General features: G+C 43.3%; 20 protein-coding genes, 1 tRNA gene and 1 rRNA gene. 10 read left to right on the top strand and 12 right to left on the bottom strand.

What is annotated here, in order from left to right; all coding sequences use genetic code 11:
• Positions 1-17: 17 nt before the first annotated feature.
• The 6 genes from D0T66_RS05725 to D0T66_RS05700 form a co-directional block, all read right to left on the bottom strand.
• Positions 18-494, bottom strand: a complete 477-nt coding sequence (locus tag D0T66_RS05725; protein WP_163356299.1) for a methylglyoxal synthase — start codon at positions 492-494, stop codon at positions 18-20.
• A gap of 18 nt (positions 495-512) precedes the next feature.
• Positions 513-1199, bottom strand: a complete 687-nt coding sequence (locus D0T66_RS05720) for a C40 family peptidase (RefSeq protein ID WP_163356298.1) — start codon at positions 1197-1199, stop codon at positions 513-515.
• A gap of 155 nt (positions 1200-1354) precedes the next feature.
• The gene (locus D0T66_RS05715; RefSeq protein ID WP_221412178.1) at positions 1355-2587 is read right to left on the bottom strand and encodes an Ig-like domain-containing protein; all 1233 of its coding nucleotides are present in this window, start codon (positions 2585-2587) and stop codon (positions 1355-1357) included.
• Positions 2588-2660: 73 nt separating this feature from the next.
• Positions 2661-3203 (bottom strand): C40 family peptidase, encoded by a 543-nt coding sequence (locus D0T66_RS05710; protein ID WP_163356296.1) that lies wholly within the window; start codon positions 3201-3203, stop codon positions 2661-2663.
• 104 nt (positions 3204-3307) lie between these two features.
• Positions 3308-3559, bottom strand: a complete 252-nt coding sequence (rpsT, locus tag D0T66_RS05705; protein WP_163356295.1) for a 30S ribosomal protein S20 — start codon at positions 3557-3559, stop codon at positions 3308-3310.
• Between the two features lie 43 nt (positions 3560-3602).
• Positions 3603-3674 (bottom strand) — tRNA-Glu (locus tag D0T66_RS05700).
• Between the two features lie 229 nt (positions 3675-3903).
• On the opposite strand from D0T66_RS05700, the gene D0T66_RS05695 reads away from it, so the two are divergent.
• The gene (locus D0T66_RS05695) at positions 3904-5613 is read left to right on the top strand and encodes a M23 family metallopeptidase (RefSeq protein WP_163356294.1); all 1710 of its coding nucleotides are present in this window, start codon (positions 3904-3906) and stop codon (positions 5611-5613) included.
• Between the two features lie 86 nt (positions 5614-5699).
• Entirely contained in the window at positions 5700-6527 is an 828-nt protein-coding gene (locus tag D0T66_RS05690; RefSeq protein WP_163356293.1) for a lipopolysaccharide assembly protein LapB, read from the top strand.
• A 404-nt stretch (positions 6528-6931) separates the two neighbouring features.
• Here D0T66_RS05690 and D0T66_RS16195 read toward each other — a convergent pair whose 3' ends face one another.
• Entirely contained in the window at positions 6932-8062 is a 1131-nt protein-coding gene (locus tag D0T66_RS16195) for a leucine-rich repeat domain-containing protein (protein WP_185154824.1), read from the bottom strand.
• 923 nt (positions 8063-8985) lie between these two features.
• On the opposite strand from D0T66_RS16195, the gene nadA reads away from it, so the two are divergent.
• The 5 genes from nadA (at position 8986) to D0T66_RS05660 (ending at position 15174) form a co-directional block, all read left to right on the top strand.
• Entirely contained in the window at positions 8986-9990 is a 1005-nt protein-coding gene (gene nadA / locus D0T66_RS05680; RefSeq protein WP_163356292.1) for a quinolinate synthase NadA, read from the top strand.
• A 2-nt stretch (positions 9991-9992) separates the two neighbouring features.
• On the top strand, positions 9993-11588 hold the full coding sequence (gene nadB / locus D0T66_RS05675) for an L-aspartate oxidase (protein ID WP_163356291.1): 1596 nt from the start codon (positions 9993-9995) through the stop codon (positions 11586-11588).
• A complete protein-coding gene (nadC, locus tag D0T66_RS05670; RefSeq protein ID WP_163356290.1) occupies positions 11581-12441 on the top strand; it encodes a carboxylating nicotinate-nucleotide diphosphorylase in 861 nt (286 codons plus the stop codon). The genes nadB and nadC overlap by 8 nt, the downstream gene beginning before the upstream one ends.
• 148 nt (positions 12442-12589) lie before the next feature.
• A complete protein-coding gene (locus D0T66_RS05665; protein ID WP_163356289.1) occupies positions 12590-13783 on the top strand; it encodes an aminotransferase class I/II-fold pyridoxal phosphate-dependent enzyme in 1194 nt (397 codons plus the stop codon).
• Between the two features lie 80 nt (positions 13784-13863).
• Positions 13864-15174 (top strand): gliding motility-associated C-terminal domain-containing protein, encoded by a 1311-nt coding sequence (locus tag D0T66_RS05660; protein WP_163356288.1) that lies wholly within the window; start codon positions 13864-13866, stop codon positions 15172-15174.
• Positions 15175-15640: 466 nt separating this feature from the next.
• Here the strand turns inward: D0T66_RS05660 and D0T66_RS05655 are convergent, their stop codons facing one another.
• Both D0T66_RS05655 and D0T66_RS05650 read right to left on the bottom strand, forming a co-directional pair.
• A complete protein-coding gene (locus D0T66_RS05655; RefSeq protein WP_221412177.1) occupies positions 15641-16219 on the bottom strand; it encodes a DUF4468 domain-containing protein in 579 nt (192 codons plus the stop codon).
• An 88-nt stretch (positions 16220-16307) separates the two neighbouring features.
• Positions 16308-17324, bottom strand: coding sequence for a lysylphosphatidylglycerol synthase transmembrane domain-containing protein (locus D0T66_RS05650; RefSeq protein ID WP_163356287.1), 1017 nt, complete (start codon positions 17322-17324; stop codon positions 16308-16310).
• Between the two features lie 97 nt (positions 17325-17421).
• On the opposite strand from D0T66_RS05650, the gene rsmA reads away from it, so the two are divergent.
• The 3 genes from rsmA (at position 17422) to D0T66_RS05635 (ending at position 19875) form a co-directional block, all read left to right on the top strand.
• The gene (gene rsmA, locus D0T66_RS05645; protein WP_163356286.1) at positions 17422-18213 is read left to right on the top strand and encodes a 16S rRNA (adenine(1518)-N(6)/adenine(1519)-N(6))-dimethyltransferase RsmA; all 792 of its coding nucleotides are present in this window, start codon (positions 17422-17424) and stop codon (positions 18211-18213) included.
• Between the two features lie 39 nt (positions 18214-18252).
• Positions 18253-19197 carry a magnesium/cobalt transporter CorA gene (corA, locus tag D0T66_RS05640; protein ID WP_163356285.1) on the top strand — a complete coding sequence of 315 codons (945 nt, stop codon included), beginning with the start codon at positions 18253-18255 and terminating at the stop codon, positions 19195-19197.
• A gap of 102 nt (positions 19198-19299) precedes the next feature.
• The gene (locus D0T66_RS05635) at positions 19300-19875 is read left to right on the top strand and encodes an outer membrane beta-barrel protein (RefSeq protein ID WP_255489738.1); all 576 of its coding nucleotides are present in this window, start codon (positions 19300-19302) and stop codon (positions 19873-19875) included.
• 56 nt (positions 19876-19931) lie between these two features.
• Here D0T66_RS05635 and D0T66_RS05630 read toward each other — a convergent pair whose 3' ends face one another.
• From D0T66_RS05630 to rrf, 3 genes are all read right to left on the bottom strand, one after another.
• On the bottom strand, positions 19932-22142 hold the full coding sequence (locus tag D0T66_RS05630) for a TonB-dependent receptor (protein WP_163356283.1): 2211 nt from the start codon (positions 22140-22142) through the stop codon (positions 19932-19934).
• 92 nt (positions 22143-22234) lie between these two features.
• Entirely contained in the window at positions 22235-22645 is a 411-nt protein-coding gene (locus D0T66_RS05625; RefSeq protein ID WP_163356282.1) for a hypothetical protein, read from the bottom strand.
• A 104-nt stretch (positions 22646-22749) separates the two neighbouring features.
• Positions 22750-22850 (bottom strand): 5S ribosomal RNA (gene rrf / locus D0T66_RS05620); the annotation flags it as partial.

The following is a 22850-nucleotide window of genomic DNA, read 5'->3' as shown; positions in this document are numbered from 1 at the left end:
ATTGTAATAGTATATTGTTAGTCCTTGATTTTCCGATAGGTAGCATCAAAGGCAGCCCTATCGAAGCGTTCGTATTTAGGCTTGGTCGGAACATAGTCGGGATCGTCCCAGAGATTACTGGTTATCATCAAGTCGGCACTATAACGGTTGCAGGCAATAGGCACGTTATGCACGCGGCATTGGCGAAGCAGCATCATAATATCGGCATCGTGGGGTTGAGGATTCAAGTCATCAATCAGGAATATAGCCAAATCGATTTCCTGCCGGACTACCATTGCTGCTATTTCGGCATCGCCACCGAGCGGCCCCGAATTCATACAAGTTATGTCGATTTCTATTCCTTTTTCTAAAAGGGCTTGACGAATCAGCGTTCCCGTAGTTCCCGTCCCTACTAATTTATGCTTGGACAAAAAGTCCGAGTTATAGTAACACCACTCTACCATGTCGGCCTTGCGGTGGTCGTGTGCAACAAGTGCTATTGTTAATTTTCTCATCCAATTGATTCTTAATAATTATATTCTTCCTGCTTTCTGGAATGTCCGTTTATAATACCCATCGCTCAGGTCGCTCACTTTCACGCCTTTGATAGAAGCATGAACAAATTGTCCGTCTCCGATATACATCCCCACATGATTAATACGGTTGCGTCCGCGTGTACGGAAAAAGACCAAATCGCCCGGAAGAAGTTCGTCTATGGGCAACTCTTCCGACAGGGTATTCGCGATAACCGTGCTTACACGGGGTATTTCTTTATGAAAAACAGTATTATAAATAATATTCGTAAAGCCCGAACAATCGACCGCTTTACGGCTCATGCCGCCCATCCGGTAACGCGTACCGAGCCAGGATGCCACTTCGCGGTAGAAATCGAGATAATCGTCGTCAACGATATCTATCCCCAATTTTTGAGACAAGGAAGCCATTTCCGCTTGTTTTTCTCTTTGCTTATAGAGGTTCTCCAATGTATAATCCCCTGATAAATCAAGCTTCCTCTCTAAAATAGATGAAGGAGAGAGCAGGTTTTCCGAAACGGTTTCGTATTTGGGCAATGATAAAAGTCCGCCGATGTTAGACGGAATATTGATAGATTCATCCAGTTCGATAATCTTTACTAAAGCCGGATTGGCTTCATTATTTCCTTTCGCCGAAAGGATAACCGAAAAGACCGAAAGAATAAGTAACAGATAGATTCGCCTCATTAGATATTGAGTATTGTAACGACACAAAGATATAAAATAATATTTAATTCACAGACTGACAAGCTGTTAATTTTCAGCTAATAAATCCGAAGAATAGTAAGAAAATAAAAAGTGACCGAAATTTCTTCCGGCCACTTTCCATAGAATTATGTCATTTATTCCTTAACCAACGTGATGGAGTAGACCCCAATGCCTGTATCATCTCCGATATATATTACTTCCTGATTTTTCCATACTGTTAACTTACCTTTGTCCAAAGACAGTTGTCTATATTCAAAAATATAAAGATCATTATCGACCACACAGCCATGCACATAGGCAGAGTTCCACTCTGTTCCGGTAGGCACATAACCACCTGATAGCTCCACTTTCTGGCCATTCTTGAAAAGTACAACCTCAGTCCCGTGATTAGCGATAGCCAATATATACACATCTTCGTTGACAGTCAATATCGACGAGTTTTGTGGAGAAAGGTTTGAAACAGGTTCTAAGGAGTGTCTTTCTTGATTCTTCATTAAAATCAATTGGCTCGACTCTTCCCTAAAAAGATGATAAAGGTCGTTATTTAAGAAGCAAAAGTCTTCAAATCTTGAATAAACTCCATAATATTCGTCAACAAAAACCTCTCCGTTCTTCCATATTACAGGATTACGCCCTTTATTTCCACCTGCATACACATCTCCATTCCGAACAAGCATTTTAGACACACCACCATCTATGTGTGGATCTTCAGCCGTTGGCGACAAATCGGCCAATATACGTTCGCTACCATTCGACCAGATTACAGGCACACCATTACTCAAGTCAGTAAAATACTCAATATAGCCTCCGGCATGCACTTTATCGCCATCAAGAGCAAGAGATATAGCAGCCCCTCTCTGATTAGACAAACGAGTTTCAACTCCGTTTTTCCACATCGTCGGATAATTATTTTTAGACCCTGCAAAATAAATATCATTACCTGAGACAAGGAAAGTATATAATAACGCCCCTTCCGATACAGGTGCCACAAGCTCTCCATCCTTATATAATCCCCATATTTCTCCATTTTCAGCCATTATATAATAGGCACTTAAACCTGTCACTTTTACCTCACAGGTTGCTATATTTTTACCTGATTTAGCAGTAATAATAGCTGTACCTTTCGACAAGGCTGTGATTTTTCCATCAGAATCGACTTTGGCAACACTCGGGTTAGAACTTGTCCATTCCACATTTTCAAGCTCACCGGATACACCCATCGCTGAAAGGATAGCTTCTTCATCTATCGTTCCGCTCACAAGGTTCAGCGTAGTTTTGTTTAATGTTATTTCTCCGGTTTGCAAGTCATCATTGTCGCTTCCACACGAAAACATTATAGCAAGAGACGCTACAATGAGCAAGTACATTTGTGCTTTTTTCATATCTGTTTGTTAAGTTAAATAAATAGTAATTGTCATAAAAACACAAAAGTACACTAATTCATCGAATTCTTCCCGCTTTCAGCCAGTTCTTTTTATAATAATTTTCATCCAAATGATTCACCACCACTCCGCGCGAAGTGGAAGCATGAATAAAGTAACCGTCTTTCAGATAGATACCGACATGTGTGGGTTTCTTTTTGTTATTGGTCGTTGCAAAAAACACCAAGTCGCCGGCATACAAACTGCCTTTGGATATAGTCTTTACTTTTGCCGACAAATCCGTCGTACTGCGGGGTATAGATTTACCATAAGCATTCTTATATATATTCAGCGCCAGCCCCGAGCAGTCGACACCGCGCTTGGTCGTTCCGCCATACCGATACTTAACACCCATCCACAACGAACACTCGGCGTATAGCTTCATGTTTTTATCGTCATCTTTGTTCGTATTCTTTAGCGGAATGCCGAGTTTTTGAGACAGGTGAGAGACTTGGACAGGATCGTACAGATTGGGATTTCCCGTTTGTACCGACCGGCAGGAAGCAAGGGAAACAACGATCGAGAAGAATAGCAATATTTTTAGAAGCGTTTTTCTCTGCATATCGTGAACTCTATTATTGTTTTGTAAAGATAATTATAAAACCAAGAGATAACAAAAAGGCCATCCCTTTTGGGATAGCCTTTGTATATCTCAATAATCATCGATTACAATGCGTTGACGTGATGCGCTAATTTAGACTTCAAGTTACCGGCTTTGTTTTTGTGAATAACATTCTTTTTAGCCAGTTTGTCGAGCATAGAACATACTGTAGGATAAAGTTTCTGAGCTTCAGCCTTGTCTGTTGTAGCGCGCAATTTTCTTACAGCATTACGTGCAGTTTTAGCTACATATCTGTTTCTTAAACGTCTTACTTCAGCTTGTCTTACTCTTTTCAGAGCCGATTTATGATTTGCCATATTGACTAATCTCTTTTATATTGTTTAAAATCTTTTTCTTTTGTAGCCCATAGGGGAGTCGAACCCCTCTTTCAAGAATGAAAATCTTGCGTCCTAACCGATAGACGAATGGGCCATCTTGGAATCAATCTGTTAGTCTCCGAGAGGCTATACATTTCCTTGATTGCGGATGCAAAGGTAAACGAATTTTGATAATCTGCAAAAAAATAAGCATATATTTTTAAGAAAATTTTCATTCACCCGAAAGACGGTCATTCTTAATTATAGATAAATCTATTGAAAACAAATTGCATAAGCCATCCGAATGGTTTATTTTTGCAGCGTATAAAAATAGACTGTAATACATGAAGAAGCTTTTTCTACCGATTATATGTACTTTCCTGTCCCTGCAGATTGCCGCACAAAACCCTTACCGGTCTCCCATGGATATACCGCTTGTCCTGAGCGCCAACTTCGGAGAATTGCGCGCCAATCACTTCCATACGGGTATCGACATCAAAACGCAAGGGGTTGTCAACAAACCAGTGTATAGCATTGACGACGGCTACGTTTCGCGCATATCCGTTTCGCCGAGCGGTTACGGATTAGCGCTATATGTTACCCACCCCGCCACAGGACAGACAAGCGTATACGGACACTTAAACAAATTCACCAAGGCTGTTGCCGCCTATGTGAAAGAGAAACAATACGAAGAAGAAAGCTTCAGGGTAAACCTTTTCCTCTCCCCCGAACAGTTTCCGGTAAAGAAGGGAGACCTCATTGCTTACAGTGGCAATACGGGCTCATCGGGTGGTCCTCATGTACATTTCGAAATACGTGACAGCCAAACCGAAAATGCTCTCGATCCACTCCCCTACTACACCAAAGACATAGACGACACTACTGCCCCCATCGTAAAAGGGATAGCCGTTTACCCGATTGAAGGGGAAGGGCTCTTAAACGGCAGCTACGAAACTTTTCGCCAGACCATTACCCCCCTTAAACAAGGAGGTTATTCCCCTATCAGCAAGAAGCTGAATGCTTGGGGCAGAATCGGGTTCGGCATACATGCCAATGACCGCATGAACGGAACAGGCAATATCTATGGAGTGAAATGCGTGCGCTTGTATTGCGACAGCGTATTGATTTCTTCGTTGGACGTCGCCGAAGTCGACTTCAACAAATCGCGGATGATTAACAGCCTGACGGATTTCGACTTTTGGTACCGGAATAAGAAATTCTATATGAAATCCTTCACCGAACCAGGCAACAGATTAGACATTTACAAGGATGTCGAAGACGACGGCTATCTGACGATAAACGAAGAACGAGACTACAAGCTACGCTACGAACTGGAAGACTTGTATGGAAACAAGACGAGTTATTCATTCACCGTGACAGGAAAAGAACAATCCATCCCCTATGACAAACGATGTTCGCAATATATGGCATGGAATCAGAACAACCATTACATAACCGACGATTTTTCCCTCTCTATCCCTGCCGGAAAGCTATATGACGATATATGCTTTATCCTATCGAGGGAAAGCGGTGTGAAAGCCGATTCGTCATTCCACCTATCCGATTGCTACAAGGTTCACGACAAATACATCCCCTTGCAAAGCCCTGCGGAGATAAAGATAAAAATGACAGGTGAGATGTTTAACCCTCATTACAGACCTTACGGCATCATACAAATCGACGGCAAGCGCCCTGTATGGATAGGCGGCGAATACAAAGACGGCTATCTATCGGCAAAAATATCAGAACTGGGGCACACCTATGCTATCACGGCCGATATCAAAGCACCTGTCATCACCCCTGTCAATCCTAAAAACTGGAAGGCAAACAAAAAAATCGTTATAAAGGTAACCGACAACCTGAGCGGCGTAGCATCTTACCGGGGCACATTGAACGGAGATTATGCCCTCTTCGGAAGAGACATAAAATCAACCAACTACACCTATACATTCGATCCTGATCGATTGGTAAAAGGCACGACCTACCAACTGATATTTACCGCCTCGGATGCCGCAGGAAACACTTCGGAATACACCTACGAATTTGTGTATTAATAACATTTCACAAAGCTCTGTGCAATAAATAAAGCTTCAATCGGTTTATTTAATGTACTTTTGCATCCATATTTATATCGTTAATCATGAAGAAACTTATCCTGATATTGATTCTTTTGGCCGGCACACTGGCCGCTACCGCCCAGACATACGAAGAGATGGTGAGCAAAGCGATGGACTTCGCCGAACAAAACGATTATGTAGGAGCCGAACTGGCCATGAAAGCCGCCTTGCGAGCCGAACCTGCCAACCCGGGCAACTCGTTGCTACTATTCAATCTCGGGACATTCCAACGCAATCAGGGGAAGCTCGAAGAAGCGCTTATCTCCTACAACGCTGCCATTGCTAAATTCCCCAACCCTTCGATGCTTTTGCACAGCCGCGCCGCCCTCTACTGCGAAATGAATCAATGGGATAATGCTTTTATCGATTACAGCAGCCTCATCGCCAGCGACCCGAAAGATATGGAAGCCCTGTACCGCCGTGGGTTGATTTTCCTGATGAAAGATGATATAATCAGCGCCGAAAACGATTTTGGGAAAATGCTCGAAATAGACGCCGAAAACCTGCAAGGCAAAATGGCTATGGCTATGATACTGAAAGGGCAGGAAAAGTGGGAGGAAGCCGAAGTAGCTTATACCTACCTGCTATCGAATAACAAGGCAAATGCCGACTTATACCTCAACCGCGCCGAATGCTATTTCCAGCAGAAGAAGCTCGGGCGGGCGCTTGTCGACATCGAAAGTGCCTCTAAATATGGTTACAATGGTGCGCCACTTTACCTCCTGCGCGGACAAATCCGGCTGGAACAGTTCGACAAGCCTTCCGCCCGCGAGGATTTCCTCAAAGCGAAAGAAATGGGCGCATCTCCCGAGATAGTCGACCCACTACTGAAACTGGCGGCAAAGAAGTAAAAAAACAACCTACTGATAATCAATCGAAATTTAGTTAAAACTTGACAATCTTTACATATTTGACACGATACTGTGTTTTTTATGCTGTCAATTTTTCTGTCATACTGAGCCTTCGGCGAAACATCTCGTCTTGTTAATAGAAAGAGATCCCTCACAGATGTTCGGGATGACAGAAATAGACAAGTGCATCAACTCTTTGTATTAGATCCGCCATCCACAACAAGCAGTTTTAGCGCTGATAATAAGCCTTTTAAACACTAAAAAATTTCACAGCACATATCTGTATATCTCTTTTTTTTTAACCACAGAGTATGAACAGATATCAGTTATCCAAAAAAAGATGATAACTATTAACGACTCATTGCATTAGCTTCTCCCTGTATTGATAAAGTTATTTCTATTCGTTACGGACAGGTAGGCGCTATTATGGAAAAATCTATTGTTGTTGTACCAGAAAAATATTGAGGAGTTACCCTCCAATTGCTTATATTCGGACAATAATTCGGTTGAAGCTTAAATTTATTCACCTCTATTTGCGATAACTCGTTGCCGTAACAACTCAACGAGAGCAAAGCTGTGTTGGATGATACATCGAGGCTTGTCAACTGATTGCCGTAACAAGCACAATAGGCCAAAGCTGTGTTGGATGATACATCGAGGCTTGTCAACTGATTGTCGTAACAATTCAACGAGAGCAAAGCTGTGTTGGATGATACATCGAGGCTTGTCAACTGATTGTCGCTACAAGTACAATAGGTTAAAGCTGTGTTTTGGGATATATCGAGGCTTGTTAAGTAATTGGAGGAGCAATTTAAATTGGCTAAAGCTGTGTTTTGGGATATATCGAGGCTTGTTAACTGATTGCCGCTACAGTGCAAGTCGGTCAAAGCCGTGCAGGACGATACATCCAGGCTTGTCAACTGATTCACATTACAATGCAGAGCCGTTAACGCATAAAGTTTGCCGATCCCGGTAGAAGAAGTAAGAGCTGCATATCTAATATCCAACACTGTTACCCTTTTCTCGCCGCAAATAGTTTTCCACGTAACTCCACCAAAGGTAGTTGGATCCCCGCTTAAATTCCAGCCTAAAGGATTGCCGGGATTAGCATTGTACAAGTCCTTCAGTGCTTGTACATCTTCGGCATAGCTACCTTCTATTTTGCGTCCTGCCTTACCTCCCGAAAGTTGTTGCCATTGTTCACCTCCCCAGACAAACAGTCCTGCCGGATAGCCACATTCGGGAACATCGTTAATGTTATATACCAATAGCCCGATATGTTTATCCAGGTCGTAACTGTTCGAATTGTTACCGATAGACGCTGCCAGTTCAGCAGGGGTAGTTGGGTTCAGCTTGGTTAGCTCTACCCGTGGTAAATTCAGCCCCTTTGTCGTTATTGCCCCCTCTGTCAAATCAAGCAATGCCCCTTTCATCGGCGGCTGATTACTACCTATTGTCACTTGTGCTCGCATGCTGCTTACTACCGTAAATAAGGCCATTATAACAATAACCTGTGTCAAGATTTTCTGTTTCATAAAAATATCAATTTGAAGATTAGTAAATTTCTTATAGTTGTTAGCCATTAGCGGATAGCCAATAGTTTTATTGTCATCTCGAGTGGATACGAGGGATCTCTTTCGATCTTGAGCGTAGGGGCGAATAAATATTCGCCCGGATATACCCGCTTGAGCAGGCATATATTCTGTTTTCGCGGGCGAAAGCTGTTTCGCCCCTACATGTATTTCATTGTTGACTGTTGACTGATAACTGTTAACTGTCCGAAAAGAATCCCGCTTCTCCTCACGGAGAAGACGGGATGAAACGGGGTGAATACCCCTGACATTAACACAAGCATATCTTTTAGTAGACGAGTTACAAGTTACGAGTGACGAGTAGGGACAAAGCCGTACAGCAGTTCGCAAGTTATCTCTTGTAACTCGTAACTGTGCGAAGCACGAAGTAACTGCCCGTAGGGCGAAGTAACTTTTCTTTGAAAATTCTTCTCTAAAACCTTGGATTAATCCGAAATATTNAGTAGACGAGTTACAAGTTACGAGTGACGAGTAGGGGCAAAGCCGTACAGCAGTTCGCAAGTTATCTCTTGTAACTCGTAACTGTGCGAAGCACGAAGTAACTGCCCGTAGGGCGAAGTAACTTTTCTTTGAAAAATCTACCCTGAAACCTTGGATTAATCCGAAATATTGACTATATTTCGTGTGTGTGTGTGTGTGTGTGTGTACGATACAATGAAATCAACTCATTAATATAAAACATATTAATGAAGAAATCAAATAATTTAACCCCCTTATAAATAGTCATTACAATAAGATAAACTATTGCAAATATAGCGTATATTATCAAATCAACCAAACAAAGGACAATATATAAAACCCCTAAAAACAGGATAATTCAATATTATTATGTAATTTTGAACTCTCTAAAATTAATATCAACAAAGATGTCAACGTTAGAACGAGCTATCAAATCTCTCCCGGAGAAAGGGTATTTAGACATAGAAATACCGCAAGGAATCAACCTATTAGACGAAATCAACCGCCTGCGAAAAGAGAAGAATGCTATCATTCTCGCGCATTATTATCAGACAGGCGACATACAGGATATAGCCGATTTTCTGGGCGACAGCCTGCAATTGGCGCGTGCTGCCGAAAAAACCGACGCCGATATGATTGTTTTTTGCGGCGTCCATTTTATGGCGGAAACAGCCAAAATACTCAACCCGACGAAGAAAGTCGTACTACCCGACCTACAAGCGGGATGTACGCTTGCCGATTCGTGCTCAGGCGAAGGCATCAGGGAGATGCGGAAAAAGCATCCGAATGCGATTGTAGTCAGCTACATCAATTGCGACTCCACCGTAAAGGCCGAAAGTGATATTATCGTCACCTCATCCAATGCCGAACAGATTATCCGTTCGCTACCGGAGGATCAGGAGATTATTTTCGCTCCCGATAAGAATCTCGGGCGATATATCAATCAGGTTACCGGGCGCAATATGATACTCTGGGACGGTTCGTGCTATGTACACGAAGCCTTTTCGCTCGAAAAAATCGGGCAGCAAATGCTCATTTATCCCAAAGCGAAGTTGATAGCCCACCCCGAAGCACAAAAACCAGTCCTGCAAATAGCAGATTTCATAGGTTCTACTGCCCGCCTGCTGGACTATGTAGTAGAAGACGATTGCGAAGAATTTATCGTAGCCACCGAAGAAGGCATCCTGCACGAAATGAAAAAGCGTGCCCCGCACAAAAAGCTGATTCCTGCCGAAAGTGACGATAAAACATGCAATTGCGCCGAATGCCAGTTCATGAAACTCAACAATATGCAGAAATTGTATCTTTGCATGCAGTACGAGTTACCCGAAATAACCCTCGACGAGGAAATAAGACTGAAAGCCCTGCGTCCGATAAACAAGATGCTCGAACTTTCTAAAAAGATAAAATAAAGATGATATATACAGACGTATTGGTTATAGGATCGGGCATATCGGGATTATCATATGCCATGAAGATAGCCCAACAAAAACCCGAAACACGCATCACCATTATAACCAAATCGGACAGCGAGGAGTCGAACACCAAATATGCACAGGGCGGTGTAGCTGTTGTCACCGACTTCGAAAAAGACAGCTTCGAAAAACATATCGAAGACACCATGCGCGCCGGAGACGGCATGTGTAAACTGGAGGCAGTGGAAGTCGTCGTGAAAGAAGGCCCCGAACGCATCCGCGAGATGGTGGAATGGGGTGCGCAGTTCGACATCAACGACAAGCAAACCTACGACTTAGGGCGCGAAGGCGGTCATACCGAAAACCGCGTTGTTCATCATAAAGATGTCACTGGCGCCGAAATAGAACGGGCATTGCTCGAGGCTATCAGCCAGCTGCCGAATGTCCAACTACTCAATCATCACTATGTAATCGACCTGATAACGGAACACCATATCCCGGGCGAATCGTTCGACAAGTACAACCTCAATTGTTACGGGGCGTATGTGTTGGATATGAAGAACCGCCATATCGTAAAAATGTCCGCCAAAATAACCCTGATGGCAACAGGCGGCTGCGGACATGTGTACAAAAATACCACCAACCCGCTGATTGCCACAGGCGACGGAATTGGCTTGGCGCACCGTGCCAAAGCACGCATTAGCAATATGCAGTATATCCAATTCCATCCTACGGCGTTTTACAGCATCAATCCGGGGCAGCTATCACTTATCTCGGAGGCTGTACGCGGATTCGGGGCAAAACTTTGCACCAAATCGGGCGAGCGCTTTATGCACAAATACGACGATCGCGAGGAGCTGGCTTCGCGCGACATCGTAGCCCGCGCCATCGACAGCGAGATGAAATTTCGCGGCGACGATTATGTATGCCTCGATTGCCGCCATCTCGATCATCAGAAATTCCTCTCCCACTTCCCGAATATCTATTTGCAATGCAAGGATCAGGGATTGGATATGTTCAAGGATCTGATACCTGTCGTACCCGCCAGTCACTATCTGTGCGGAGGGATAGATGTAGATTTGTTCGGACAGAGTACCATCAAAAATATGTTTGCCGTCGGCGAATGTTCCAATACTGGCTTACACGGGGCAAACCGTCTGGCTTCGAACTCCTTGCTCGAGGCATTGGTGTTTGCGCATCGTGCCGCCATGAAAACACTCGAGCGCTTGAGGCAGGACGATTTTCACTATCACAACCTCGAACGCATCCCCGAATGGAATCAGGAAGGTTTGAAAGTGAGCGAGGAGATGGCTATCGTCAGCTATCTGCGTAAGGAATTGCAAATATTGATGAGCGATCTGGTCGGCATTGTCCGCAGCAACGAACGGCTGAAACTTGCCAAGCAGAAAGAGGAAGATATATACCGCTCGGTGAAGGATTTGTATAAATTCCATATCCTTTCGCCGCAATTGTCCGAACTGCGTAATCTGGTCAGCGTAGCCTGGCTGATTATCACACAAAGTCTGGAACAAACCGAAAACAGAGGAGCATTCTATAATAAGGATTTAGTAAAAAAAACTACAACAGATGAATAAACCGGCATACGTTACAGAAGAAAGATTACATCATTTCATCAGCGAGGCATTGAAAGAAGACGTCGGCGACGGCGACCATTCCACCTTGGGCAGTGTCCCCGCCGACCTGCAAAGCAAAGCACGACTACTCGTAAAAGACGACTGCGTGCTGGCAGGTGTAGAACTGGCACAGGAGATATTCCGCCATTACGACAAAAATCTGAGGATGGAAATCTTCAAGCAAGACGGTGATTTCGTCCCAAAAGGAGAAGTGGCTTTTGTGGTGCATGGTTCGGCACGTTCTATCCTTACAACAGAGCGTTTGGTACTCAACTGCATGCAACGTATGAGCGGGATAGCGACAGCCGCCCGCGAAGTAGCCAAAATAGTGGAGGGGACGGGAACTCAAATCCTCGATACGCGCAAGACAACACCTAATTTCCGTATGTGCGAAAAATGGGCTGTCTATATAGGTGGCGCACAAAATCACCGGTTCGGATTATACGATATGATCATGCTGAAAGACAATCACAACGATTATGCAGGCAGCATTACCAAATCGGTAGAATCGACCGTAGAATACCTGAAAGAGACGGGTAAGAACCTGATGATAGACGTGGAAACACGCAATCTGGATGAGGTGAAGGAAGCCCTCGCCACGAATGCGGTAGATATTATTATGCTCGATAACATGTCGCCACAACAAATGCGCGAAGCGGTCGAAATAATCGCCGGCAGAGCCAAAACCGAAGCATCGGGAGGTATCACGAAAGACCGTGTTCTGGAAATTGCCCATACCGGCGTAGACTATATTTCGTCTGGCGCCGTTATATATTCAGCGACGATAAAAGATATGAGCCTGAAAGCGTTTTAAATTCAGATTTAAGGTACTTTTTAGACTGAAATCTATTTATTTAATACAAAAAGGACTTTGTGTCGAAAAAATAATTAATTTTGCACGCTGCATAGCGTTTCCAAAAAAACGAATGCGGCAAATAACCATTTATCGATAAACACTGGAAATGAACTTGTTACTTGAAAAGATGAATAAATTCGATGCCGCCCGCAAAACACGCGAGGCCGGTATCTATCCTTATTTCAGACAAATCGAAAGCGATCAGGATACGGAAGTTTCCATCAACGGAAAGAAAGTGCTGATGTTCGGTTCTAATGCCTATCTGGGATTGACCAACCATCCTGCTGTGAAAGAGGCTGCCATAAAGGCGGTCGAAAAATACGGTACGGGGATGGCCGGCTCGCGCTTCCTGAACGGGACGCTCGATATCCACATCGAATTGGAAGACAAACTTGCGAAGTTTGTCGGAAAAGAAGAAGCGATGGTTTATTCTGCCGGATTCATGGTCAACGAGGGTGTAATTGGATGCCTCACAGGGCGCGAAGATTACATTATATGGGACGAATTAGACCATGCCTCTATCATCGAAGGGAACAGAGCATCTTTTTCAACTAAGCTGAAATTTCGCCACAATGATATGGCTTCCCTTGAGAAGCAATTGCAAAAATGTGATCCGGACAAAGTGAAACTCATCGTTGTAGACGGGGTTTTCAGTATGGAAGGCGACGTTACGAACCTGCCCGAAGTTGTTCGCTTGGCCAAGCAATACAAAGCCAACGTAATGATTGACGAAGCACACGGCTTAGGCGTTATGGGACACAACTATAGCGGAAAAGGTGTGCACGACTACTACCAACTCACTGAGGATATGAGCCTGATAATGGGAACATTCAGCAAGTCACTGGCTTCTATCGGGGGATTCATTGCAGCGGATAGTGCGACAATCGATTACCTGCGTCATAATTCCCGTCCATACATTTTCAGCGCAAGTATTACTCCTTCGGCCACAGCGGCTGCCAGCAAAGCGTTAGACATCCTTATAGCTGAACCCGAACGCGTCAAAAACCTTTGGGATATAACAAATTATGCTCTTGATGGATTCCGCCGGATGGGTTGCGAGATAGGACATACTTCTACGCCTATTATCCCGATATTTATCCGTAACAATGAGAAAACATTCCTTATAACAAGAATGCTCTTCGAAGAAGGTATCTTCGTCAATCCGGTGGTATCGCCTGCCGTTGCGCCTAACGATACACTGATTCGCTTCTCACTGATGGCAACACATACCAAAGAACAGGTAGATATTGCTTTCGAAAAAATGGAGAAAGTATTCAAAGCGATGGACATACTTCATTGAATATAAGCAATCAACATAATAAGAGTAACCCTCTGTCCGTTAAAAGATAGAGGGTTTATTCTTAGAACCCGTTAAACAAAATGAAGAAAATTATATTTCTCTGCCTTAGTATTTTCACTTTTCTTGCCGCCAATGCCCAGTATCAGGTAGCGGGCGCAGAAGAGTATGGCGACAATCTGACCGGTACAAACATACACAAGGTATTTGTCGTCAACGGGCTTTCGGGTGCCGAGCTGAAATATACATCTTCCTCGGCGAGTGCCCAGTTCTTTTATTACACCAACTCTCTGGCTGACAAACTACCCGTTCCGGCAGGAGATATAACCTCTTATACCTCGGGCGGAGAAACCATTTATACCATTCGCAACCTGATAGATAGCAAAGGCTATTATGCCGTAGAAAGCGGAGTAGACAAGCTTGCCGCATGGATTATCGACTACAGCCTCCATCATCCTGTGCTGAACAGCATCACGCCGATAGAAGATGCGGATAAGTGCCAGTACCTGAAATTAGGCTTCAGCATCACCGATGATTTGTCGTTCTTTGGCACCACAGGCGTAGAAAGAAAAGTTAACCGAAAATATACCATCGCATACGAGAATCTGGTATGGAACGATACTGACAAACGATTTGATCAGGAAACAGTAACCGAAGAAAATGTATCAGGTACTGAAACGGTAATCGAAGCACCTCTGCTGACGACTGAATTTACCTTGAGCGGCGACCAGTTTGCACAAGCATTCGGGATAGATATTTCGCTTATTTCTTCTACTTACGAGGCCGTAGCAACAGAAGCGCATATCGTTGCCGAAATAGAAAAAACAGATGGAAGCCTCGAAGATATAGATTTCACAACCCCCGGGCTGTTATTTTCAGCCCCGGCCAAAATCTACTTCGACGGATATGCCAACGAGCCAACCACTCAATATTACGACTGGCGAATTTACAGGAAACTTACCGGGCAAACGGACTGGGGTACTCCCATCGCCCGCTTTTCCGACAGGGAGTTTTATTATGTTTTTGAGCAACATGGAGACTTCAAGATAGAATTGGAGGTTGCCAATCAACATTCGGAATGCCCATCAATTGCTCAAGTAACATTCGCCATCTCTGAATCTGCCCTTGACCAACCTAACTTTTTCTCTCCGGGTGATTCTCCCGGGAGCAACGACGAATGGCGTGTAGCACATAAATCGATAGTCAAATTCAGGTGCACCATTTTCAACCGTTGGGGCGTAAAACTTTTCCAGTTCACAGACCCCGATAAAGGCTGGGATGGACGATACAAAGGAAAGCGTGTCAATCCAGGGGTATACTTCTATGTTATCGAAGCTACGGGTGCAGATGGACGTAAATACAAAAGGAGCGGCGATATAAATATCTTAAAATAAACAATCTTATTCCATTAAGAATTATCGATATTACAAAGGGCGAGCCGACAGGTTCGCCCTTTGTTGTAAACGTGATTAGCAAATGAAAATAAATAAGATTATCTATACAGGGAAGTAGTCCGTGAGGACTGTTTCCCTATGCTCTTTGGCTTTGTGCTTATTGGTAACGAAAAGAAAAAAATATGTATTGTAAAGTTTTTCGATAGTTAAAACACTCATTAATAGTGATAAACATACTTGACAGGTATAACACGTCTAATACAATAAGTTGACACGTCCGCCTATTTTTGTCATCCCGAACATCAGCGAGGAATCTCTTTCCATTAACAAGACGAGATGCTTCACCTAAGACTCAGTATGGCAGAAAAATTGACAGTGTAAAAAACACTGTATCGCGTCAAATCTGTCAAGAGTGTCAAGTTTTAACTAAAATCCGATTGATTATCAGGTAATTGATTATTTTACACTAATAACCGTGAGCGGCTTCGTATTCCTTGAAGAGTTCGTTGATGAAATAGAGGGTGCTTTTCCGGGCGTTGGTGCGGACTTCTTTCAGGTTGCCACCCTTATTCACAGCATCATCCGTGATAAAAGTTTCGGCGCGGATAACCTTGGGCAGGGATCTGGAATTGCTTTCTTTAGTACCCTGATACAGAAAGGAGATATCGGTAATCTCGAGCACACAACGGCTCTCGTAGACATATCCGTTGACACGGTAGCGCATGACAAATTGTTCGCGTACCCCATCCGAATCGGCAGGGAGCAGCAATTCTATACGCGAGCGGGCAATAATCTCCCGCGCTCTCGTATCCACCCGCACGCTGGATATAAAAGGATCTTTGCCATAATTCTTTACAGCCCAGTTTTTGAGCATCGTAAAGTTATCGTCTCTCGAATTGCCTTTGGGTGTAGGGATTTCTTTGATAAAGACAACCTTGCTATCTACGACAGGTACGCTCATAGCATCCTCGTGCAGGCGGACGATTTGTGCCGGCAAATTCGCTGCTAAAAACAGGAATGAGGATATGATAATAAGTCTTCGCATAACCAAATCGATTAATAGATTGGAACAAATATAGGGGATTATTTTTATCCTGCTCTATATTTGGTTAACAAATTAATGGCAAATATAGCTACTTGGTGTGCCTGTTTTTAATGGCAAAGGCGGCAATCCCAAACAATCCGCAAACGATGAGCCACAAAGACTGCATGGCAAACACCCCGAAGGCAAAAGCTTCGGCCTGAGTTTCAGGGACACTATACAAGACGAGAGAAGCTATCACGGCAGCATGCCAGACACCCATCCCGCCGTTGGTAGGGATAGCCATAGTTATGCTGCTCAAGGCAAAAGCTATCAGTCCGGCAGTTATCCCGAGGTTATCGGTAAAATCGAATGCGTAGAATGTTATATAGAAATAGAGGAAATAGCATCCCCATATCATAAAGCTGTATGCAATCAGGCGCAGCTTTTGCTTCATGCGCCATATAGCCTTCAGGTCTTTCCAGAAGCCGTCAATTATTCCACGCACCTTCTTCACGATAAAATTATCTTTGAAGAAACGGAATACGACAAACGTTGCCAATACAGCGCCTACAATCGCCGCGTATAAGAAAGGCGAAGAAAGCAGATTCAACAACGGGGCAAACGTTTGCTCATTCGCCTCGGCATAGTGAATAAAGAACTGCATATTAATGAAAAAGGCAAACAAGGTGATAAGCAGCACCATTATGGTATCGAGCACACGATCGAGAACGACCGTACCGACTAATCTGACAAAAGGTACCTTCTCTTCTTTCGATACCATGGCGCAGCGCCAAATTTCGCCTCCACGCGGGATGGCAAAGTTGACGGCATACGAACCATAGATGGAAAATATCAGGTTCGACACCTTCGGTTTATATCCTAACGGCTCTATCAGTAGGCTCCAGCGATATCCCCGGATAGTATTGCCCAATAAACCGAAAAGCAGGGAAAAGGCAAGGATAGCCCAGTTGGCATCCTTCAATATGCTCCATAATTCATGGAAATCGGTCTTTCTGAAAAGGAGATAAAGGACGAAAACGCCTAAGAAAAGAGGTAAAACGATTTTTAGCAGCTTGTTCAATAATGAACTCTTTTTAGATGACTGTTCCTGAGAAACGGTGTTCATTTAATATGTTTTTGTACCGGAGAATGCTTCTCCTGTCAATTAAAATAGCTATCTTTGCCACAAAGATACGAATTATTTAAGATAAGAACAGAATAGGGTGCTAAAAGTAAAGGCCAAAAAATTTTTAGGGCAACACTTCCTCTTAGATTTTGACATTGCCCGCCGGATAGCTGATACATTGGACGGTTTTCCCGAATTGCCAATTGTAGAAGTTGGTCCCGGAACAGGTGTATTGACTCGTTTCCTATTGGAAAAGGACAGGCCGTTGACAGCCATAGAACTGGATCGCGAGTCGATTCCTTATCTTAAACGCCACTATCCCGAGCTGAAGGACAATATTATAGAAGGGGATTTCCTGAAAATGGATTTGGACAAATTATACCCCGGACAGTTCTGTGTGATAGGCAATTACCCGTACAATATATCTTCGCAAATCTTCTTTAAGATACTGGAATATAAAGACCTCATACCTTGCTGTTCGGGCATGCTGCAGAAAGAGGTTGCCGAACGCATTGCCGCCCCTCCGGGAAGCAAGACTTACGGCATACTGAGTGTTTTCTTGCAGGCATGGTACGATGCCGAATACCTGTTTTCGGTAGATGCAACGGCTTTCGAGCCTATACCGAAAGTGAAATCGGGTGTTATCCGCCTCGTACGCAACAAACGCGAAACGTTGGGTTGTGATGCCGAATTATTCCGCCGTATCGTGAAGACGACTTTCAGCCAGCGCCGCAAAGTGCTGCGCAATTCGATGAAATACTTCCTTGGGAAAGATAATGAGATATTTAGCGATAAGATTTTTGATGAGCGACCCGAGCGGCTCTCTGTCGACGACTTTATCAAGTTGACTTTGATGACAGAGAAATACCGGCCGGAAGGCTTTGTCTAAAAAAATCGTTTCGTCTAATCTCATTTATCTATCATCAAGATGTCAGAAGTAAAGCTATTCTACCACAAAGATAATAGTATCCGCATCAGTCGAAGTATCGAGTTTCTGAAGGAAACCCCGATCAAAAACTTCCTGTGGATAGACCTGAACAACGTTGACGAAGAAATAGAGAGCGAGCTCGAGGATTATCTCAAAATCTATATACAGGAAGAGGAAGAGATGATCGAAATCGAGATGTCGTCGCGGTATATCGAAACGGCCGATTCGTTAGTCGTCAACATGAACTTCCTGCTCAATGATTTGGAGCGCGAACCGGTTTCTTTCATCCTGAAAAACAACATCCTGATTACGGTGCGTGGCGAGGAGCTTTCTTCGTTCCACGAAACAACAACCAAGATGTTTTCGAACCCGCGAAACTTCCCTACAGGCTATCATGTATTGCTGGCACTGATAGAGACACGCGTGGAGAAAGATGCGGATATGATTGAGGCAATGACGCAACAAATCACCTCGTTGAGTAACAGTTTCAGCATAAAAGGGGCTGACGAGGCTTTGCTGAACGACATCAAGAATATGCAGGAAAAAACAATGACCCTGCGCGAAAATATCATAGACAAACAGCGTGTGGTAACCAGCTTACTGAAAAGCGAGCTTATCCCGCACGAATTGCACGGACGCCTGACCATTCTGGTGAAGGACATCAATTCGCTATTGGAGCATATACGTTTCAGCTTCGACCGCCTCGATTATTTGCAGGATACCTTCCTCGGATATGTGAATGTGGAACAGAACAAAATCATCAAGATGTTTACCGTCATCTCGGTTATCTTTATGCCTCCTACGCTGATTGCGAGTATTTACGGAATGAACTTCAAGAAGATGCCGGAACTCGACTGGCCTTTCGGGTACGGGTTCTCTATTCTCATCATGATTCTGTCCGTAACCATTATCCTTATCTACTTCAAGAAGAAGAAATGGCTGTAAGCCAATCTTTATTCATTTATCTTGTTTTTTTCATATAAAAACTTTAATTTTTCTAATAAATTTAGTTAAATTCGGGCATTATTAATCCTAAAGTTTATTTATATGAAAAAACTATTATTTATTGCAATTCTGTTATTTTCCATTTGTTTTACTATGAAAGCTCAAGAAGCAGGCCAGAAATGGATAGGAGGAGGAATCAGTTTCTCGACAGATAAACAAAGACATGCCGACCGCGCAAACAATTTCACCTTTATCCCTGAAATAGGTTACCAATTGTCCGAAAGGTGGGGTATTGGAGTATCTTTAGGGTATAAACATCAAGAACATATCTCCCGGGACATTAGCGGTCCTTATAAAACGATATACAATGGTTTCGAAGTAAACCCTTTTGCCAGATATACTTTTTTCAAAAAGGATATCATTTCATTATTTGCCGATGGAGGAGTCGGTTATTCACACCTGAAGGCAACAGACGGTTATTATAGTGATTACAGATTGAGTGTAGGTATCAGACCGGGCATAGCATTAGATATTTCTGAAAATATCCGCTTTACCAGTAAAATAGGGTTCTTCGGATATCAGAATATTAATTCCGACTCATATGCTGATAAAATAGATTCTTTCAAATTTGATTTAAATATGAGCCAAGTGCTATTCGGGGTAAATGTTATCTTTTAGAGTAATCAAACAGAATATAAAACAGCCTCTGAAAAAAAATCAGAGGCTGTTATTTGTTAATTACCTATCGTATAGCGTAATCCTACATAGAACTTACGTCCTTGTGTCGGTCCCCAGACCATTGTGGCATCGAAATCGGCACTATACGGATTATCGGCTGATATTATCGGATTCTTCTGTGTCTTATCCAGGATATTCTCTGCTCCGGCATAAATGCTCCATGTGCGGAAATTCTTCGTCACCTGTGCATTCATAACGGAGTAAGCTCCGAAAGTTTCGCCCCACAACGGAGTCGATGCATCGGGCTTAGGCATACGTCCTCCGCCATTGAACTGTGTTGTCAGGTCGAACACCCACTTTCTTAGCGGAGTCTCGTAAGAGGCTGTAATCAAGGCTTTATACTTACTTGTCAACGGCTTACGCATCTTGATACCTCCATAAGTGGTTTTTGTATCAATCCAGCGATAAGCGGCTAATAGGTTGAATCCTTTAAAGAACGGATAGGAAGCCTGAACCTGAAACGAGTTGGAATAGGAAGATCCTTTGAGATTGTAGAAGCTGACGGCATGCGGATTGCTGTCTACATCTATTACCACCTGATTGTTGAAATCGGTATAATACCATTCCCCTGTCAGTTCGAGTGTCTCGTTTGCAACAGGAATATAGAACGAAACGCTTGTTCCATAATTCCAAGCCCTCTCCTGACGGAGATCATTCGCTATGTTGATCTTCCTGCTACTGGCAAGGAAATAGCTGTTCTCGGGCATCACGAAGACTGTGCGGTAGCCTTTACCAACCGAAGCTCGCATATTTACCCACTCGGCCGGTGTATATTTCAGATGCAGGCGAGGCGTTATAAAGAAGTTGTACAACGTGCTATAATCGACACGTATTCCGGCCAAAGCCACAAACTTATCATCTTTATTGAAGGTATATTGAGCATATCCTCCCGATGTGGTTTCTTCGCCTTTCTGATTGGTTACAGGGGTTACTAAATGATAGGATTGATTGAATCGGTCCCAGTTCATGCTCAATCCTGTACTGAAACGATGTTCGTGTGTGAACTCCTTTTCGTACATAAATGAAGCGTATAAATTGGATTCGTATACATTATACTTATTCACGTCATACTTAGATTGTTGATCATGGTACGAACCGGTGAATATCAATGCAATATTCTCGTTGCTATGCGCATCGAACGTGTAGGAGTTTTTGCTAAAGAACTCTCCCCTATTGGCATTCACTTCTATCTCATAAGGTTGCAGATGTGCATTTTCCGGCTTCATCGTATGGCGGTTCTGACCGCTCGTGCGGTAGTCCTGCACAAAACGGAATCCGTATTGCGAAGCATATCTGCCATTTTCATAATGCCAGCGGTTCATCATATTGAACTGATGCTTTTTGGGCATATCCAAAAAGCCGTCTTTGTTATCGTCGTGATTATCAGTTTCGTTCGAATAGTGGAGAAACAGCCCGGTAGCAAGTTTATCATTCAGGTTGAGAAAACCTTCGACATTGCCTTCATAACGTCCGGCATCACTTGCAAAAAGGTTTAGTGTCAACGGATCTGCTGTATGTGGCTTTTTATATTCCACATTCATCTGTCCTGTTATCGATTCGTAGCCATTTTTGACCGAAGCTGCCCCTTTCGAAATCTGAATACTTTCCATCCATGTTCCCGGGATATAATCCATTCCATAGATGGCAGCAGGACCGCGAAAGTTCGGATAGTTCTCGGTCAGCATCTGCACGTAAGTCCCCGAAAGCCCTAACAATTGTATTTGCTTGGCTCCGGTTACAGCATCGCTAAAAGATACATCGACAGAAGGATTGGTCTCGAAGCTCTCGGAAAGGTTACAACAGGCTGCCCTATGTAATTCTTTTGTCGATACACTCTCGGTATTTTCGACATGCGTACGCGAGCGGGTTAGACCGTTAACCCTCTTTTCAAAGACAACCTCATTCAGCTCGTTATCTTCTTCCAGTGTAATCGTAATGCCTTGACTGAAATCGTGAGGGACATGGACTGTCTTATCTTTAAATCCGATATAGGAAACAACAATCATGTGATGTTTATCAGGATTGCCCTTTATTTCGAAAGCACCGTTCTCATCTGTCATAACAATTTCGGATGAACCTTGCCAATGCAGAGATGCGCCTATCAGAGGTTCTTTCTGTGAATCGAGTACCCGGCCATTCAGTTTGCTTTGCCCATAAGCCAAGAAGGGTAATAGGATTAATGCTAATAGTATGTAAAATGATTTCATTAGTTGATTGTATTTATATTGTTCTTTTATCTATACATAAAAAGCCAATGCACATATAGAAAATGTACATTCCGAAAAAAGAAAATATAAAATCAAATTATCAGTACCCTGATGATGGATAAGTAAGAACGGGGATGCACGGGAGGAGAACCCCGCAAATGTATGCAAGCATCGGAACATTCCTGCACACAACAATATACTGTATGTGTATGTATTCCTCCATCATCAACCCATTCGAAAGGGATATTAATATGTGGTTTGAAGACAGAAGAGTCTATATCAATCGCGTAACGTTTAGCTGAACAATGTTCTTTGTCGCTACAGCATTGGCAATCTATGGAAGATGAAGTGTCTGTTGAACAGCATGATTTTGTCGATTCAGCTTCATGATGGATGGTACAACAAGTCTTTTTATCCATGAAAAAGACCTGCGACCGACAGTCCGAACAACAAAAACTCATAACGGTAACCCCTGCCCCGGTAAAGAATACCAAGACAGCCATAACTGTTAAGATTATATTGTTCACACTTTTCATAGAATGCAAAGATAAGCAAATTCTGTAAAAAATAAAAGAGTCTCTACTTATAAGTAAAGACTCTTTCTATAAGACGGCGGCTATCTACTCTCCCACCTGAAGGCAGTACCATCGACGCTATAGGGCTTAACTTCTCTGTGCGGAATGGGAAGAGGTGGAGCCCCTACGCTAT

This window comes from Dysgonomonas sp. 25, from assembly GCF_010501075.1.
GTDB lineage: Bacteria > Bacteroidota > Bacteroidia > Bacteroidales > Dysgonomonadaceae > Dysgonomonas.
Note: the sequence above shows the minus strand (reverse complement) of the source record. Positions and strands in the feature narration are given on the sequence as shown.

Bases quoted from the DNA above. Each gene is read 5' to 3' on its own strand.
- D0T66_RS05725 (WP_163356299.1), bottom strand. From the start codon at position 494: ATGAGAAAATTAACAATAGCACTTGTTGCACACGACCACCGCAAGGCC.
- D0T66_RS05720 (WP_163356298.1), bottom strand. From the start codon at position 1,199: ATGAGGCGAATCTATCTGTTACTTATTCTTTCGGTCTTTTCGGTTATC.
- D0T66_RS05715 (WP_221412178.1), bottom strand. From the start codon at position 2,587: ATGTACTTGCTCATTGTAGCGTCTCTTGCTATAATGTTTTCGTGTGGA.
- D0T66_RS05710 (WP_163356296.1), bottom strand. From the start codon at position 3,203: ATGCAGAGAAAAACGCTTCTAAAAATATTGCTATTCTTCTCGATCGTT.
- rpsT (WP_163356295.1), bottom strand. From the start codon at position 3,559: ATGGCAAATCATAAATCGGCTCTGAAAAGAGTAAGACAAGCTGAAGTA.
- D0T66_RS05695 (WP_163356294.1), top strand. From the start codon at position 3,904: ATGAAGAAGCTTTTTCTACCGATTATATGTACTTTCCTGTCCCTGCAG.
- D0T66_RS05690 (WP_163356293.1), top strand. From the start codon at position 5,700: ATGAAGAAACTTATCCTGATATTGATTCTTTTGGCCGGCACACTGGCC.
- D0T66_RS16195 (WP_185154824.1), bottom strand. From the start codon at position 8,062: ATGAAACAGAAAATCTTGACACAGGTTATTGTTATAATGGCCTTATTT.
- nadA (WP_163356292.1), top strand. From the start codon at position 8,986: ATGTCAACGTTAGAACGAGCTATCAAATCTCTCCCGGAGAAAGGGTAT.
- nadB (WP_163356291.1), top strand. From the start codon at position 9,993: ATGATATATACAGACGTATTGGTTATAGGATCGGGCATATCGGGATTA.
- nadC (WP_163356290.1), top strand. From the start codon at position 11,581: ATGAATAAACCGGCATACGTTACAGAAGAAAGATTACATCATTTCATC.
- D0T66_RS05665 (WP_163356289.1), top strand. From the start codon at position 12,590: ATGAACTTGTTACTTGAAAAGATGAATAAATTCGATGCCGCCCGCAAA.
- D0T66_RS05660 (WP_163356288.1), top strand. From the start codon at position 13,864: ATGAAGAAAATTATATTTCTCTGCCTTAGTATTTTCACTTTTCTTGCC.
- D0T66_RS05655 (WP_221412177.1), bottom strand. From the start codon at position 16,219: ATGCGAAGACTTATTATCATATCCTCATTCCTGTTTTTAGCAGCGAAT.
- D0T66_RS05650 (WP_163356287.1), bottom strand. From the start codon at position 17,324: ATGAACACCGTTTCTCAGGAACAGTCATCTAAAAAGAGTTCATTATTG.
- corA (WP_163356285.1), top strand. From the start codon at position 18,253: ATGTCAGAAGTAAAGCTATTCTACCACAAAGATAATAGTATCCGCATC.
- D0T66_RS05635 (WP_255489738.1), top strand. From the start codon at position 19,300: ATGAAAAAACTATTATTTATTGCAATTCTGTTATTTTCCATTTGTTTT.
- D0T66_RS05630 (WP_163356283.1), bottom strand. From the start codon at position 22,142: ATGAAATCATTTTACATACTATTAGCATTAATCCTATTACCCTTCTTG.
- D0T66_RS05625 (WP_163356282.1), bottom strand. From the start codon at position 22,645: ATGGCTGTCTTGGTATTCTTTACCGGGGCAGGGGTTACCGTTATGAGT.